This window comes from Paenibacillus sp. MMO-177, from assembly GCF_037147795.1.
Taxonomy (GTDB): Bacteria; Bacillota; Bacilli; order Paenibacillales; family Paenibacillaceae; genus Pristimantibacillus.
Genome location: NZ_JBBCUR010000006.1, coordinates 176,427 through 192,465, shown reverse-complemented (window position 1 = coordinate 192,465; position 16,039 = coordinate 176,427). Strand labels below are relative to the sequence as shown.

The 16,039-nt window shown below is 41.2% G+C and carries 18 protein-coding genes; 1 reads left to right on the top strand and 17 read right to left on the bottom strand.

The features are described 5' to 3' along the window. Window positions 1-16 precede the first annotated feature (16 nt). The 16 genes from WFK81_RS21620 to WFK81_RS21545 form a co-directional block, all read right to left on the bottom strand. The gene (locus tag WFK81_RS21620; RefSeq protein ID WP_336788444.1) at window positions 17-256 is read right to left on the bottom strand and encodes a hypothetical protein; all 240 of its coding nucleotides are present in this window, start codon (window positions 254-256) and stop codon (window positions 17-19) included. A gap of 246 nt (window positions 257-502) precedes the next feature. After that, window positions 503-1,123 carry a DUF3895 domain-containing protein gene (locus WFK81_RS21615; protein WP_336788443.1) on the bottom strand — a complete coding sequence of 207 codons (621 nt, stop codon included), beginning with the start codon at window positions 1,121-1,123 and terminating at the stop codon, window positions 503-505. A gap of 14 nt (window positions 1,124-1,137) precedes the next feature. After that, entirely contained in the window at window positions 1,138-1,395 is a 258-nt protein-coding gene (locus tag WFK81_RS21610; RefSeq protein ID WP_336788442.1) for a hypothetical protein, read from the bottom strand. Between the two features lie 107 nt (window positions 1,396-1,502). Beyond that, complete coding sequence (locus WFK81_RS21605; RefSeq protein ID WP_336788441.1) at window positions 1,503-2,198, bottom strand: restriction endonuclease; 696 nt, start codon at window positions 2,196-2,198, stop codon at window positions 1,503-1,505. 291 nt (window positions 2,199-2,489) lie between these two features. Beyond that, complete coding sequence (locus WFK81_RS21600) at window positions 2,490-2,960, bottom strand: hypothetical protein (RefSeq protein ID WP_336788440.1); 471 nt, start codon at window positions 2,958-2,960, stop codon at window positions 2,490-2,492. 20 nt (window positions 2,961-2,980) lie between these two features. Beyond that, on the bottom strand, window positions 2,981-3,205 hold the full coding sequence (locus WFK81_RS21595; protein ID WP_336788439.1) for a hypothetical protein: 225 nt from the start codon (window positions 3,203-3,205) through the stop codon (window positions 2,981-2,983). A gap of 205 nt (window positions 3,206-3,410) precedes the next feature. Further along, complete coding sequence (locus WFK81_RS21590; RefSeq protein WP_336788438.1) at window positions 3,411-3,806, bottom strand: GntR family transcriptional regulator; 396 nt, start codon at window positions 3,804-3,806, stop codon at window positions 3,411-3,413. 46 nt (window positions 3,807-3,852) lie between these two features. Next, window positions 3,853-4,209 carry a hypothetical protein gene (locus WFK81_RS21585; protein ID WP_336775089.1) on the bottom strand — a complete coding sequence of 119 codons (357 nt, stop codon included), beginning with the start codon at window positions 4,207-4,209 and terminating at the stop codon, window positions 3,853-3,855. Between the two features lie 147 nt (window positions 4,210-4,356). Next, complete coding sequence (locus WFK81_RS21580) at window positions 4,357-5,103, bottom strand: hypothetical protein (protein ID WP_336788437.1); 747 nt, start codon at window positions 5,101-5,103, stop codon at window positions 4,357-4,359. A 182-nt stretch (window positions 5,104-5,285) separates the two neighbouring features. After that, window positions 5,286-8,147, bottom strand: a complete 2,862-nt coding sequence (locus tag WFK81_RS21575; protein ID WP_336788436.1) for a DEAD/DEAH box helicase family protein — start codon at window positions 8,145-8,147, stop codon at window positions 5,286-5,288. Window positions 8,148-8,149: 2 nt separating this feature from the next. Then, window positions 8,150-8,782: a hypothetical protein gene (locus WFK81_RS21570; protein ID WP_336788435.1), complete on the bottom strand. Its 633-nt coding sequence runs from the start codon at window positions 8,780-8,782 to the stop codon at window positions 8,150-8,152. 20 nt (window positions 8,783-8,802) lie between these two features. Beyond that, the gene (locus WFK81_RS21565; protein ID WP_336788434.1) at window positions 8,803-9,849 is read right to left on the bottom strand and encodes a DUF6094 domain-containing protein; all 1,047 of its coding nucleotides are present in this window, start codon (window positions 9,847-9,849) and stop codon (window positions 8,803-8,805) included. A 487-nt stretch (window positions 9,850-10,336) separates the two neighbouring features. After that, window positions 10,337-10,543, bottom strand: coding sequence for a hypothetical protein (locus WFK81_RS21560; protein ID WP_336775095.1), 207 nt, complete (start codon window positions 10,541-10,543; stop codon window positions 10,337-10,339). Window positions 10,544-10,563: 20 nt separating this feature from the next. Continuing rightward, window positions 10,564-11,151 (bottom strand): DUF4352 domain-containing protein, encoded by a 588-nt coding sequence (locus tag WFK81_RS21555; protein ID WP_336788433.1) that lies wholly within the window; start codon window positions 11,149-11,151, stop codon window positions 10,564-10,566. Window positions 11,152-11,377: 226 nt separating this feature from the next. After that, complete coding sequence (locus WFK81_RS21550; protein ID WP_336788432.1) at window positions 11,378-12,640, bottom strand: EcsC family protein; 1,263 nt, start codon at window positions 12,638-12,640, stop codon at window positions 11,378-11,380. 703 nt (window positions 12,641-13,343) lie between these two features. Continuing rightward, window positions 13,344-13,643 carry a C40 family peptidase gene (locus tag WFK81_RS21545; RefSeq protein ID WP_336788536.1) on the bottom strand — a complete coding sequence of 100 codons (300 nt, stop codon included), beginning with the start codon at window positions 13,641-13,643 and terminating at the stop codon, window positions 13,344-13,346. 722 nt (window positions 13,644-14,365) lie between these two features. Here WFK81_RS21545 and WFK81_RS21540 point away from each other — a divergent pair. Beyond that, window positions 14,366-14,539 (top strand): hypothetical protein, encoded by a 174-nt coding sequence (locus WFK81_RS21540; RefSeq protein ID WP_336788431.1) that lies wholly within the window; start codon window positions 14,366-14,368, stop codon window positions 14,537-14,539. Window positions 14,540-14,690: 151 nt separating this feature from the next. Here WFK81_RS21540 and WFK81_RS21535 read toward each other — a convergent pair whose 3' ends face one another. Beyond that, window positions 14,691-15,794, bottom strand: a complete 1,104-nt coding sequence (locus tag WFK81_RS21535) for a GIY-YIG nuclease family protein (RefSeq protein WP_336788430.1) — start codon at window positions 15,792-15,794, stop codon at window positions 14,691-14,693. Window positions 15,795-16,039: the final 245 nt, after the last annotated feature.

Here is a 16,039-nt window from a genome sequence, read left to right as displayed (position 1 = left end):
TGCCTTCTTGTCTCCGTTATTTCTTTATGTATGTTCCTTTCTTGACCATTAACCATTTTCCACTACGCGTTAATGCCCACCAAATTGAACTATTTTTTGGTTTCTTATACGAATCAAATTGTTCCTTATTAAAAGTGGAGATATCAAAAATTGCGACAAGTTCTTGTGTATCATAAGACTTACCTGATTCTACATTCTTTTCGAATTCTTGAATAAATCGAAGAGCTTGTTCGTTTAGTGAATATTTCTCTTGCATAACTTATCCCCTTCCGTAAAATTGAAACATGTGCAATTGGGGAAATCAGACATTTCATCTTGGCGAGCAGCGTCCCCCCGAGACGACTCGAACATTCTTCCCGGCTGTACGTAGAGACGGATCCGGCCGACCACGCATAGCAGACCGAACATCCGAGAAAGAAATCCTCGCGAGCTTCTCTGCAGCACCGTTCTTATGTGATGTCCCCTTTTGACGCTTCTTCCCCATGTGGAGTACTTCTCCTTCTTATGAATTAATCGTGTAAATACGATCTTCCGAACCCAATGTAGTAATTGCTACATTATAATGACGTTCAATATACATACAGACAGCAGCATAAATTTCTGGCTTACCGGTAATCAAGCGCTTATTCGAAGCTGCGTGCTCAAGAATCAGTAAATCAGAAATAATACGGGCGCTTTGAGTACCGCCCTTAATATAACTTTGTATTGCTAACTTAAAATTCTCCGGTAGATAAAAAGGATCGTTCTGTGAAGCCTGGGGAGGATCGTTCCAGCTGAATAAATCTCTTTCTACAGGTGCAGGTGATGGCGTTCTTTCCTCAAAGGTTTGCTTACTAGGGAGCAATCGTATCCGATTCTGTTTCAAGTTACGTATTTGTTTTTCAAGCAACGGGAGGCCGAGCTTAATTTGTTCGTCCACTGGTGTTGGAATACTCTCAACTTGAAGCAACTCCGGGTCCATGACCCATTTATTTCTCCACTTTGTTAGTAGCTCATCCAATTCATAATCAATGGCATCGAACCCCTTTTTAACGGCAGCTACTGTAGCTGCTCCAATGCCCAGATGCTCTTTTAAATGCTCAATACCAAAAAACTTTGTTTCGTCAGAGAATTTATTTTTCACTTGGTGCTGATATCTCAGCGGCCGGCCGCATTCACATCGTAGATCCTGCCGAACATAGCCGCCATCAATATATCCAACGTAAATCCAGTCTTGCAATAACCTTCGATTTCTGCCGGATCCGAATCCTCTGGAATGTGAAAGCCCTTCTCTTTGGCCATCACATTAGCAAATATTGTTCGATGACCTCTAACAAGAAAATCCGCTAGGTATTGCCGTTGTTCTTCATTCAACTGAGCTAATATCTGATCCCGTTCTTCAACGCTAAGTATCATGACCTGTCCACTCCCCTCCATTATAAAAGAATGTCTGAGTAAGTTCTTTTGCAATCTGCTCCAAAGTTCCGTAGCTATGGCATTTTAAGTATCCGAGCATATAGAGTTCATAAGGAATATCTTCCATTTAACATTTTAATCAGCTCACGGCGATCAATTAGAACAACATTTGCTCTTCTAGCTAATTCTACTGCTTGAGCTGTAAAATAAGTTGTTGTTATAACGCAGGCCTCTGTACATTCGTAATAAATTCTTCCCGAAATCACTTCTTGAACAGATGCGTTTCCAAGCTTTGCTTGAGTAGCATGTCGTTTCGCTTGAACGGCTATTCTGCGTTGCTCCTTTACTAAAATTAAATCAGCGCCTTGATCACCCGATGCTTTGGTCATACTTACTTTGAAACCAATACTTACAAAATAATCTCTCAGTAAAGATTCAAACTGTACTCCACTTAATTTATCTATTTCATCTACGTTTATAGATTTTTGAACTTGGTCAATAACTACTTGCTCACGCACACTTTGTTTCTTACTCGAAATGGCCATTGTTATGGACTGTCTAATGGTTAACCTATTTGCTCGTATATCTTTCTTCATTAATTGTAGTTGAAGTTCGGAAAGCACCTCCTGGTTTATTTCATTCTTCTCTAGTTCAGAGTTACTCATTTTATTTACATACATGATAATAGTTGGATTTTTTGAAAGACGTCCTGCTCTTATTAGCTCTTTTAATGCCCAAATGAAAATAACTACCAGCAATGCCACGATATACGTTCTAGAGCTGGCTGAGAATAATGTATTCATACTAGATATTTCTCCTCTATTTAAGGTCTAAAAAGAGACTTCGGTGGAAGATTTCTTACTGTCCGCTAATTGATATTATCGGACATTGAAATCGGGCTCGGACCCGTTCCGTTAGATTACGTAATACACCACTTACTCCTATAATTATACCAAACAATACATTGCTTGGTGTCTTCATTAATAATGAGTAGGAAAGGAATTAATTAAAATTATCACTGAAGAAGTAAAAGAGCAGCCGGTTAGGCTGCTCTTTTACCATTGGGGGAACTTATCAATTTTATGGGCAGAGATTTAATTATCTCTCGATGTAACCATATACTTCACTTTTGAAGTTGTCCATGATGGCGAAGTATAGATATGTCGTTTCTCATCCCAGTTCATAGTTACCTCAAAAATTTCATCTTCGACCGTATTGGAGTTTAGTGAAAACAAGTTTTGCTCGATCCAACGAATACGATGCTCTGGAACGATTGATTTTTCCCAATGCTTTTCGATAAAAATGGAGTCAAAGAAAGAAAGACGGACCTTAGTAGCTATGTCTGTTATTACGGGTTGTACTCCTGGAGTTGCAGCGGTTCCCGAGATAACAACCGTTACCAATTTTCCATCATTCATATCATCCTCTTGACCTACTCGTATCTCCACGTTGCAGTTGTATACCCTCACTTCCCCTTGATCGTCCGTAACGAAGTTATTCATGATATACGGCCACTGAAATTTATAAATGCCTGGATGAAAGAAAATGCTCTTTTCTTCTTTCATGTGTACTCACTCCCGAATTTTTATTTTGAAAAAGACACTACTATTCTCTTAGCATACCAAACCAAGAGAGCTTTTACAGTGAGAGTCGTCAGTATTGTCCACCGAGCAAATCGATTATCCGTATATTTTTCTTTGAACCTTATATAAGCAGCGACATACTTTTCGGCAAATTCATCGCTTTGCTCATTCAATTTTTGTTCTTTCGTTCCAACCGGCGTTCGGACTACACTATTTATTTTCTCCAATATTACTTCCCCCCTCCTTATGAGCTTTGTACTGTACATAATGGAATGGATCTATATAATATCGCACTTTCATTTCATCAGAATCATTATTCAAGTAACCATCATACACAGTCAGTAGTAGATCAATTGGCTCCTTGGGAATGAATCCTTCGAACCTTAATCCATACATATATATTAATATATACATATACATGAATTCAATCACTTATTCTTGTGTCTTCTGTGCCTGATAAAGCAATGCGCTAAAAAGATGAATCATTTCTTCTGTTGTATAACCACAGTTCAAACCGGTATTAACAGCATCCCTCATTGCCTTCTCTGTATTGAGACGGCGAAAATGTTGGATAGTCTCCGAATCGACATTCACAAATGTTCCTCGTCCAGGAGTCGTACGAATAAACCCTTCTTTCTCTAGCTCTTCATACACTTTCCTGCTTGTAATAGCACTACACTCATAAAGGACAGATAATTCGCGAATAGACGGTAATTGTTGCCCATGTTTATACACTTCACAGATTATTCTTGTTTTTAGATCATCCTTAATCTGTTGATATATAGGCAAATTGTCTCCTGCTCTCTTCTTTTCCGCTAAGTTACTCATCTTGAATTCACTCCTGATGTTTACTATCTTGCTTTCTACTCACTGCTTACTCTTGATTTTTCGAAAAGGTCTCCTGCGCCCATTGCTCTAAACTTATTCCATGTCTCTCTTTAAAATCTAGAGTTTCATCATCGGCGCTATATACGAGCAACTGGCTGTCGCCTTCCTCATCGATTGGTTTACCGGTTGAGGTCTTTCCATAGTTGAAATTATTCGGTACAGCATGAATGTAGCGAATATAATCACCAGATTTATCACACGTGGCTGCAAGTGCTGTGTTATCAAGTTGCCCTGGCACAAGCGCTCCAAAGATCGCACAGTGTGTCATCTCAGCATTCAACTTATCGCAAATGCGGCAAGTCGGATGAATTTTCGATTTTGTTTGCTTTATTTGTTCCGCCATGTAGAATCTTCCTCTCAGCTATTTGATAATTATCATAATACGGAAATTGCCTTTTTCAAAATTTTTTATGAAATTCTTTTTATGTCCGGAATTTATAAAAAAACAGTAGCAGCCTTGGTAGAACAAACTGTTACTGTTTTTTATTAGCTATCCTTCATCCTTATAAAGATCCTTATCCTCAGCAATCTGATTAATTACCAGATGAGGTGTTCCTAATCTGATTAACACCTCCCCATTTTCATCGAAATAAAACACCTGATCGTCAGCAACATCCGTTGGAAAAGGTATAGCTTCTTTATATTGATATCGTTCGTATCTGAGACTTGTAAGATCAAATTTCCCATAAAGATTAAGTTCATGTAGTATGGTTGTAGCATCGGTCATAGTTCGGTAAAAATCATTATTATAAACGAGGTACATAGCCACAATAGGTATTGCCATTCCCTTTGAAGAGTCGATAAGAGAGTGCTCTTTATTGAAACCTATCGTAATTTGATACCTTCCTGAATCGAAATCTTTATAAAAGTTAACAGCAACGGAATTCATCATATCTTCTCGCATTTTATCGTAGGTAAATGCTTTCGCTTTATTTTGGGTTTCAGGAGCAAAACTAAGATTACTAATTTGGCAGTCGAACCCGTCATTATTATGATGTTCTATAATAAAGCCCTTACTCCTGGCAGCTGCAAGCTCTTCGGCACCGTAGTAATGCTCCATTACCAGTTGATGTAGTGACATCTTTAACTTACTTGACCTAACATAGTCGCCATTTTTGCTCCAGCCCACCGCAGTAATTTTATTAAACAATTCCTCACTATAATTCGTAATTGCTAGCTTATCTGTCGATTTAAACCTCAAATAAATGCTTGTTTCATTATGGGAGATTTCTGTCATATTCCCACTCCTTTTCTCTTCTCTTAGTATTAATGATACGCCCCTACTTCATAGCTTCATTGAGATACTTGTAGACCATCTTATATACATATTACACAATCCCTATACAAAATTTCCCCAATTATCATTACGACTTGCGGAAGAACCAAAAAATGGTGCCAGTTGACCTGGCACCATTCTCATTAGAATACAAAAGCATATTGACCATCTGTGACATTATAAGCCTTTTTGGTTCTCGTTTTAGCCTTTTTACCTTCAACCACAGCTAGTTCAAATCCCGACAATTCCTTACCTGCCTTAACTTCCTTAGCAATAGGCTTGTTTGTTAAGCTATACACCCATCGTCTAAAGTCGGCTTCTTCCGAAGGAGCAGCTGTCGGATCCCAAACCAAAGCACAATCGCTTAAATGTGATTCTTGGGCTATTGAAAGTCCCTTAAAGCCACTCAAAACATTCTCTTCTACGAATGTAATTTGTTGTTCGATACGAGCAAAGAGATCTGCAGGAACCTCTTCAGACGCCCAGTCCAAAATCGCTTCTTGCACCGATGCCGCATAAATCATTCTTACACCTGAAGCAGGCACCGGTGAAGCTGCAATTGCTACGTTTGATATCGTAAGACCCGCTTCCATTTCTTCCTCAGTAGAAGTATTATTAGTTGTAGGAGCAGTAGGCGCTACAATAGCGAGCTGTGTAGGATCAAATGACATTTTGCCCCATATCGATTCTGCACTCTCTACGCCTTCTATATTGTTGCCTACAAAACGTTTAGCTAGCTCATTTGTCAGACTGCCCCCAGATCCTTCTGTTAATGCCGAAAGACCTTCCTGGCTAAACTGTCCTTCAATCGCAAGTGCTGCGTTCATTTTCTGTCCCATCAGATTGATAGCCAGTTCCTGCATGCTGTCTTTATAGCCGGCATAAACCGTCTCACAGGTATTCATTTGACCTATACGCCAATGTCGTCTAGATGCTTGTCGGACAATGGAAAGCCTGTATCCTGTTTGATAAAAATATAGAGACGGGAAGTTGTACAAATCTAGACCCGTAGAAACTAAAATGGGATTTACTAGTAAAACCTGAACACCCTCTTGTTCCCGCTTCGCAATCCATTCTTCCCTCTCCGGACCATCAACATCAGAAGTTAACACGGCTGTTTTAATACCCCGCTCCTCAAAGAGCATCTGTAATCGCTCGAGCGTACCTAGTTCGCCTGTGAAAGTCGCATAGACACCAACTTTGCGTCCGAGTTTCAGCCGCTTCCGAACAAACTGAATCAAGTCGAGTTCCTTCGGGTATAGGAGACGATCGCTAAGACGATAATCAGGAGAAACAATCTCTTCTCCCGTATCCGGATGATAAACACCCTTAAAGTTAAACGGTACATCCGGATAACTAAGTGATGTGCTAAGTAAGCTGCCAAGCAGCACAGACTGTCCGCCGCCTTGCAGCTCCTTTACAACCGCTTCACGAAGCTGGTCCTCAACAGCCTTTAGATTACGCTCTAAGTACCACTTCGGAGCGAGTAGCCTCATCCCCTTATGTGGTTTTGTCTTACGACCTGGCCTATGTTCAACTTTCGTTATACACGATATGAGGTTTCTATAACCCTGAAGCGGGATAGTAGCCGGATACTCCTTTAATTCCGGAAGCCTCTCAAACATATCGCTCATTTGGATAAAACAAGCAACATCGCTTAACATATCCGTGAATAATTGCGGTGCTGCAGCCGGCAATTCCTTCGTGTTCGTCCGTTTGGATGACCCGTTACTAGAACTATTTAATGCATTATCCTTCTTTATTTTCGTTATTTTTTCTCGAAGTCCATAATAATCAATCCACCTGCCGACCTCTCCCCATTGGAAGCCCATCTTACGTAATCGATCAGGAAACATGCGGAACAGTAGTTCAAAAATAGAACTACTGTAGCCTGACAATAAGGTTCCGGTCATCGCAACAGAATATTTTGCACATCCCATAAAGACATGAAAAGCATGAGCTTGTGCACTACCACCTGCAAGTTCATGGACCTCATCTCCAAAGACCACTTCAAATTTATTCTTAAAATAACGTTTGAACAAATCTGCAGGAGAGACTTTACGAGGAGCTGTACCTTCTACTTTGCGGCGTTCACCAGAAATACTCGATTTGTCCTTGTTCTTCGCCTGCCACAGCGGAGCTCCACATGGACGATACGAATCTTTATCCGGATCTGCATTTTTGTACTGGCGAATTAAAGTTGAACAAAACAAATTGTTCTTTCGACGAGTCGCTTTCCCATGCTTATTGTGGAAGTCATCCCATTCCATAGGAACCATGCTGCCATCTTCTTCTTTCATTAGCTGGCCACCACATTCCGGGCATACAAAACCTCGAAAAGCCGTACGCTTTGCTCCTAGTACAGATCCCTCACCTTTCACACGTTTAGTATAGGTGCGATCAACCCACTTCGCAGCGATCTCATAGATATAACCAAGCTTTGCCGTGTCCCTCGCGATAATGTAAACTTCCATTTTAGTCGGCTTACTATTCATCTTCCCGCTATCGCGCAACCGAATCACATCGACGTAATCACGGATAAAGTGGACATCAAAAAGCTGCTTATCCAGGAGAACACCTATTTCCCGCTTCGTCTTCTTAATCAGATGATTCGGCACCATATAAAGGACGCGTCCCTTACCGTCGAACTTCATCTTCAACAAAGCAAAAAAAGTCGCAATACTCATTGCCGTTTTCCCCGTACCTGGCTCACCGATTAAAAGTAATCTTCGATGCTCCTCAAACCCTTTCATCAATGCGGTTACCACATGCGCTTGCGCGTTAAAAAGCGGTCGTTTTAGCTCGCCTAGAAGCGGGAGCATATCATCATTTACCGGGTGATGATGCGGCTGATATTCTGTATTTAACCGACGGATCAAGTCAGCACCAAACAACGACAAGTAATCCCCGATGTTATTCAGTTCCTGGAGAGAGGGTTCGGTATCGCCCGCTTCCAAACCCGCAGCAATTAACTCACCATGTTCCAATTCCAATGTCTTCATCATCTTTAGATAGCCTCCTTCACATCTTCAGCAAGTACGATTGCACCACTGCGCAGCCCAAAAGAAATGTAGCTATCAAGCGCATCCTCTCCTGCCAACAGTTCATAAGCAATCAAATCCGGATGATCCCCTATATAATCATGCACGACCAGAGGCACTATTAATTGATCGTTTATCAATTGGCGATAGAGATACGGCGTCCACTCTTCCAGCATTGGCGTCTCATAGTACGCATCGATGGCGTGGTAGAGCTTCTCGTGTATGTTGCCGTCCCATGCAAAGATAATGAATCCTTCCCCCGTTCGAGAAAGCACACGTTCACTGGCAACCAAGCCAGTAACAAACGTATCATTTTCCCTTTGGGACAAATGCTTATAATTCCCCTTTGGATATACGACTAAATTTGATCGATCGTATTCCTTTTCTCCAATTCTCGGCGCATGCCGAATCCAGAAGGCCACATCGGATGCTTTCCGTGAATGATGAAATTGTGCGAAGACCGCTTGTATACGCGAATCAATATCGATAATGCTCGCATAAACCATCTCATGCTTCTGATCACCATTCAGTCGAGTTACCATGAGCGACGTATGAACCCTCACGTTAATGTCCTTATGCCGGAACTCCATATGTTTCATTCCAATAACCCCTCTACGAATTAGTTTTCAAGCTTCCGCATGTTACCGTACCGGTCAACCATCTTAAATGAAATACGGAAAGTATCCCTGTCACTTTGAATAATCTCACTTTCAGTCTCTTCTACACTCGTCACGACTTCCTTCTTCACAATCCCTTTAAGTACATGAAGAAGATTGCCTTTTCCCACTTTACCGTTCAGGCGCCCGCTGGCCATACGAAGTACTCGGTGCATCTCCTTATCCGGAAGTAGCGGCTGAAGCCGTAAAGCTGGCGGCTTTGGCGTTGACCACTCCTTCCCTTTTTGATGAAGGGCGGAATGGTGTACGATTTCTCGTAGCTGGTCCACGTCAATACGATTTGAACGGAACAATTTTGGAGTCACATTGCCTGGAAAGACCTTATAGATTGGATCATCGAGCAGCGGAAGCCGCTGCAGATCACTGCCTTCCTCCAATAACCCTAAAATCCGTTCCACTTCATTCCGGTCTAAAAACTTCTGCTTCCGTTTCCGACCAATCGCATAGACCTGATCATACGTATCATCATGCGACTGATAAACTCGGATATCATCGAGGTTGGCTACCAACATTTTTACAATGTCCGATGTCATTCGTCCTCGCGGGATGTTATAAACGAGAAGCCCATCAACAGAGACATACAGCAATAGATGGCGTAAAAATCGCTTTTCTTTACGCTCAGTCTTGTCCTCAACCGTATTGGAGTCAGTGTCATATGGTGGATTTAGATAGAATAATCGGAACGTATCCCGGGATATCCTGCATTCTTCATACCCTCCATACAACGCATGTGAAAGACGATCGCGCATCTGTAAATACTTCTCCTCGTTCGGTTCGATACCAAAAGTTACGGCTGCTGTTTCTTGCGTTAGAACCTCAAGGGCTCTCCCGCTTCCAGCACAAAAATCTGCCACGGAAAATGGTTTTGATGGAAATTGAAAGAGACTGCGAAGACAGAGCATATCCTGCTCGGTACTTTCAAAGTTCCCCATCCTGATCTTATTCCGGAGCGTTCGGTCAAACATACCTTTCATGTTGTCAGCTGCCATTTTCTTATTACCTCCCCTGAGAAATAAAAAAGAGCCTTCCGCCGAAGCGAAAAGCTCTAATTTCCGTATGTGTGCCCAACAAAAAAGGCAGACCTATAGTATATAGATCGCCTTAGATTTCTTGAGCCTGTGTCATATCCCGCAAGCGGGCCCGTTCTCTGCCTAAATTTGAGAGGCAGAGATCATGAAAATAATAAAATCAGAATAGGACAATTATACCATGCCAAGGTATTTGGTGAGAAGCAATTATCTCACATCTGGCTAAACTGGTTTCAATCGTGGTTTTCTGATGATTACAATTAGAACGGGGACTACCATTACCGGGTAGTTTTAAGTATGACCCCTGCATGTTAAGCATTAAGTAAATACCCCAGGCCCCCATGTTTCGTTATACCTGGTTAATGATCTTACAATTCGTATCGGTGTCATCTTTAACCTGCTAGAAATAAAAAATAACCGAGAACACGAATGTCCTCGGCCATAAAGTTTATTTTCCTAAGATGATTGGGTCGTCTGTTCCTTGCTTATCATAAGCATCCAACATCCGGTCATACATTTCTGTTTTCTTATTAGCTTCATCAATTTCTGTTTGAAGCTGATCGATTCTAGCTTTTCTCTTATCGCTTTCCGACTGACAAGCAGTAGCCATAAATACGATTGAGACGCATGTAAATAGTACGATAAGCCGTTTCATGGTGCGGTGCCCCTTTATATCTATTTCAATGCTATTTGATCTTGCTCAGTACCCCAAAAACCAGTTTGAACGTTGAGGAGAAGATCCGGAGAGTCAACTTTGTCTGCAGGAATATCGAATGCTACATTACCTTTAAACTCAACGCCCGGATTAATGGATTGCAGGAACATCATATGGTCGGCCGAGTTAACGTATAGATCGGCTTCCCCATCGGCTTTATATTCAACATCACCGATTTTCAGTTTAAAGAACGACGAGTCAGTCGTGATAGCTTTCTTATCCATGTTCTTAATACTAACTTCAAGGATAAGGAACCTGCCCGACGCTTCCTTTGTTAAAAAGTCGTCGCCGATTTTGTTCGAGCTGCTTTTCTTTAATACTGTGAACACCACGTCTCCGACCTGCAGAGGAGTACCGATTCCAGGTATAGGCTCAGGCGTTTTCTCAGGCTTCTTAGTTGGCTCAGCTTTTGCAGGTTCTTCTTTCGCAAGTTCTTTAGTTGGCTCCGCTGTATCATCGGACTTAGCTTCAACAGCAGGCTTGTCCTCGACAGCAGCCGTCGTTGCCGTATTATCTGGCGTGTCGGTGTTAATCATGGCGATAATCATAATAACAAAACAGATAAGACTGCATAACAGGCTCCTCTTAACAGTGAGTTTTGACGAAATCTTTCGTCTGAGAGGAGGGATAATCGCTGTCAAAATGAAGAAGACAATCCCGAGTATTGATAGTAAACCGATAAATGCCATGAACTAATACACTCCCCAATATTTGTATGTCTAGCAGGACTATTTTAATATGAAAATAGCCCCATGCCAATATGTTACTTCAAATCTAACAATTACCTTTAGATGATGATTCGTAGCTACTCCTTAAAGATAAGCGCTGACTTTCTTTAATCATTTCATCGAGTTCTCGTTTTAGAGTTCGCTTATCTTCACCGAGTTTACCTGCTACGATTTCCAGCAGCCTACGCTCATTCTTGGAGACGGCTTGATCCGAACATGCCATTAACTTGAGTGAATAGAAAATGGTTTGCTGCACCTCGTTGTCCTTCAATTTATCGAACGCTTCAAGGAAATCGCGCTCGTAGATTTTATTTCGCCCGCTGTAATCCTTGAGTGTAGCTATACGATCGTACAGGTAGTCAATCAATGCCAATTTGAGATTTGCAACCTGTTTATCCGTATTGGCCATGACAAAACAACCAAGGGCGAGTGCGTCATAACCAGCTTCGTCCCGAATATCAATTCGGTTATATCGTTCAAAAAGTTCAATCAGCGTTTTCGGTGCTCGGTATATGGTTAAGGTCCGCCTAGAGACTAACTTTGTAGATTGATAATCAAATGTTGCACATGCAACAGCTCCGATACCAGCTCCAATAAATGGGATCGATTTGCTTATAACATTCTTAATTGTTCGCTGTGTGAGCTCCACGCCGACACGCTTTAGTCGTCTTTGAATCGTTTGGACTGCAACTTTACGACCCAAGGGAGCAGCTACGCGAACTACTATTTTACGAGATCCTGTTTTAATTAATCCGTTCATAAGATCTGCTGATTTTATGCCTAGAGCAAGGATTAATACTTGATAAGATTCCTCAGGGTCTTCTAGATCAATTGGTTTATCATAGACAAGGGCGAGGTCATAAATCATCTTCAATTGAATGTGTGTTAAGTATACCAATTCCCCGGCTGTAGTTCCTACGGCCGTCAGTACTCCACCGAATCCTCCACCTGCTCCTAAAACGAATCCTGTTATCATAGCGTGTTTTGCTGCACCATCAATTATCTTCTTGGCCAATATATCACGAACGGATGTCTTGTATTTGTCCCGGAAGTACTCAAAGCTAACGTTTTTCGCGTGTGTTTCCATCACTTTAGCCAAGAGCTTTGCAAACCATACTCCACTCTTCTGTTCCTCATCGGTTATATCCTTCATCAGAGCATCTTTGGTTTTCCGGATTTCATCCGCTAACTCTGGGTTTTCATCGAGGGCTTTCTTCAGTTCTTCCTCATTCAATGGATCGTCAGAGGAAACCTCTTCGAGGAAATCATCCTCTGGCTGTCCCACTTCTCCTAGTTCCTTCTTTTGCATTCTGATCTCTCCATTCTGAAATTTTAAAACGGCAGCCGGTCGGTCAATCTGCTGCCTTACCTATCTAATAAATTGAGTTAAAAACTCTGACTGAGAGCATCGCAATCTCCTTAAGAGGATCCCCTCTCTATTTCCCATTAGGTTGGTTAAAAATCACCCGTACGCTTGAAACTATAAAAGAAAATTGCCATTCTATAATGTCCGCTAAATGTCCATTAGCGGATATAGATAGCTTTTAAGTAAATATCCACTAATATTAATATGTAGTATAAGAAAATGATACCATGTTAACTAATTTAGTAAATAATTCCCATACGCCTGAACCGACCAGCAGCCTACTTGCATTATGAAAATCGGTTTTTAGGTTGCTTTACCAAATCCCGCTTCGTTTGCAGGTAGCCTATGTTCTATTGACGATTCAAGCAAAAATAAAAAAAGCAGACGATCATCTGACCGACTGCTTTAGTCCACGGTAGGAAGCTACGGATATGCTGACCTCCTGTAAGTAATAAGAAGAGCCATCGGATAATCGACAGCCTGAAATTAGAAGCTTCATATATTATCGAACGTGTGATCGGAAACTCAAGGTGTGATAGCATTCAGGCGGCGCGGAGGTTATTGCTTCGAGTTAAACGCCAGCTTCGTCCTGGTCACTTAATTGAGCTAACGTTCTCCGTCAATAACCAAATGCTATCTTCGATTATTATAAAATTCTTCTTGCGAATAGGTATTTACTCTTCCAATACGGCTTATTCATATCCGTTAAAAAGAAATTGGATGTCGGTAGACAATGGACGATCTTTTGATCACCTGCATAAATGGCGACATGCCCGACCGCACCTATTTCGGGGTTCCGATCGGGGATATGATAAAACACCAAATCTCCAGTACGAAGATCTTCTTTGCTGACCTTGATCCCCTGCCTAGTTTGATCTCCTGATATACGGGGGAATTTTATTCCATCTTTCGCAAACACCATTTGCGTAAATGAAGAACAGTCAATTTCAATTGGCGGTGGATTTCGTCTAAACTGCAGCCCAACATAACGTTTCGCGTAGGTCCAAGGCTTATATCATGTACCTCAAAGACGGAGCCTCAACGGTTAGAGCCGTCAATGCATCCAACCCGGCGACAAATTCCTTGACCTTTACAGTCAACGCTACAGACGTCTCGAGGACCAGTGTAGGTACCCTGTTCTTAGGCGGTTCAATGTTTCATGCATGGCTGCACCGGGGAGTGTATCGACACCCTGCTGGCAAATACACCAGCTATTTTGCTGGCGAGGCGACCATGTGCCTTATGCGTGGCAATAACATTAAAACTGGAGCCCCAGCCAGCGCCTATACCCAATGGTTAGACTAAAAAACGCCACTTCATGACACATTTTTCGCGAGACTCCTGTTTGGCCACAAGCTGCGTGGCATTGGACCATCTTGGCGTTGCAGGTCCCGTTGTCCGTCGTAAATCATTGTATCGGATCCCCCAGCTCGATCAGTCGTTCGCTTGCAGCTCTTTTCCTCCTTTGCGTTCCGAGGCCAAGAAAAGCAAACCGCGGTAGCTCATAATCTCATAGCGGAATTAGATGTTGTAGGTGGGAAGTGTTTGACATTATAGAAGTTCTTGTCCTAATACGGCTTTGTATAGAAGTTCTTGTCTTGCGCTCACGACAAGAACTTCTATACAAAAAATAAAAAAACCGCAATTTATGCGACCTTCAATGTATATATGTTATTGTTATCCGACAATTTACGAGAAGTCATGCTAATAAAACGATTCGAAGATGATCTTCCTTCCGTTGGCACTGCGCCGAACAAAAGGTTTGTCGCCCAAATGAATAGCTTTACTGTGCTGAAAGATATGTATTTTGAAAAAAAAGCAGAATTTTTTATGGTGGAGTGATCAAGGAAAAGTATGTACCACCGAGGAATTCAAACGAAGATTAGAAATCAAAAACAAGCGCCGACATCGTGACGATGTCGGCACTTTTTGTGACTGCAGTTCATTCATTGTTGTAAACGCGCGGTCAGATGCCAATGTGATTTTTTGCATCCTATTCTTCTCTTTCATCTATGGTAACGAGGGGATCTTCAGCAAGAAAACTTAGCTCTCTCCACTCATCATGAGTCACTATGGCAAGGATATACTCCCCAGAGGCATCATCCTTTCGGCATAGAGGAGTATCAAAAAATCTACCTTGTAAGTTTCTTAATATATATGGCCAGATTTCTGTATCTTTTAATTTCTCAACTGAAACTTTATGATAAACCTCAACACCAGTATACTTGTGCTCCGATTGTAGGTTTTCTAATAATTGAGCAAATTTTTCTTCTACCTCTGTGTTCACTCTTGAATCTTCCGCTGAATGGAAATTAACCGAATCAAAGCCAGTTTCTGTAGTTTCAGTTGAACCTCTTTTACTTCGATTTACCTTACTAATTTTCATTCTACTTATGCTGTCCTTACCCATATAGGAATCAGTGGTTTCAGTAATAGAAATTAGTTCCCGAAAGGCTTTTTCACTATTGTAATCAGCATTTATCACTTCCCAAGCCTTTATCTTTAGCTCCTCATAACTTTTACCTTTTTCTTGCATTTCACTAATATAATTATCCTTAACATTACGCCAAACACTCCATGTCCACTCGTTTGGAAGATGAGGCTTTATCCCCCAACTTATCTCTGCAGCTCCCATAAAAACAGAGAGTTCAAGACATTCTCGGTTTATATAAGATAACTTTTCGTAATTAGCCCAGTTATTTATGTGATAACCTTCTGGTACTTCTTTTAAATATTTATCCATTTTTGCTTTCATTTTAGCTAGATTACCTTGTTCGGGTGTATCCTTTTCATTAAAAGGAGGAAGATGTTCTATAATTAGTAACGTCTCGAGAGCCTCTCTTTGTTTAGTGTTTTCTAGAAAATACATTATATCGATATGATGAATATACTTTACACACTTTCCTGTTACATCATCACTGCCGTCAATATGTTCTTTCAATCGTTTCCATATGTTCACTGCCTGGCCAATGTATAAGATCCCTCCGCTTTTGTCTTTAAGAAAATAAATACCTGGACCAGTAAACTGCTGTAATTCTTTTTCATCTCCTACGAAAATTTTTTCAGTAATTTCCCCGTTAACCAGTACACTAATCAATATAACTCTCCACCTTAAACATGTTTTCTCTTTGATTATAATTATACATCTCTATTTGACATAATCCGGAACTGCGAGTCGATAGCTCGTATGTGTTTCCGATTTAACTACTATTCCTGGGTAGAAACGGCGGTTACGAATATTTATACTGATTAATTGAACGAAAGTATTTCTACTACATAATCAACGAAGTTTACTGCCCTCGCGTTTGATTGAACGATCATATCTGATTAGCATCCCAATGC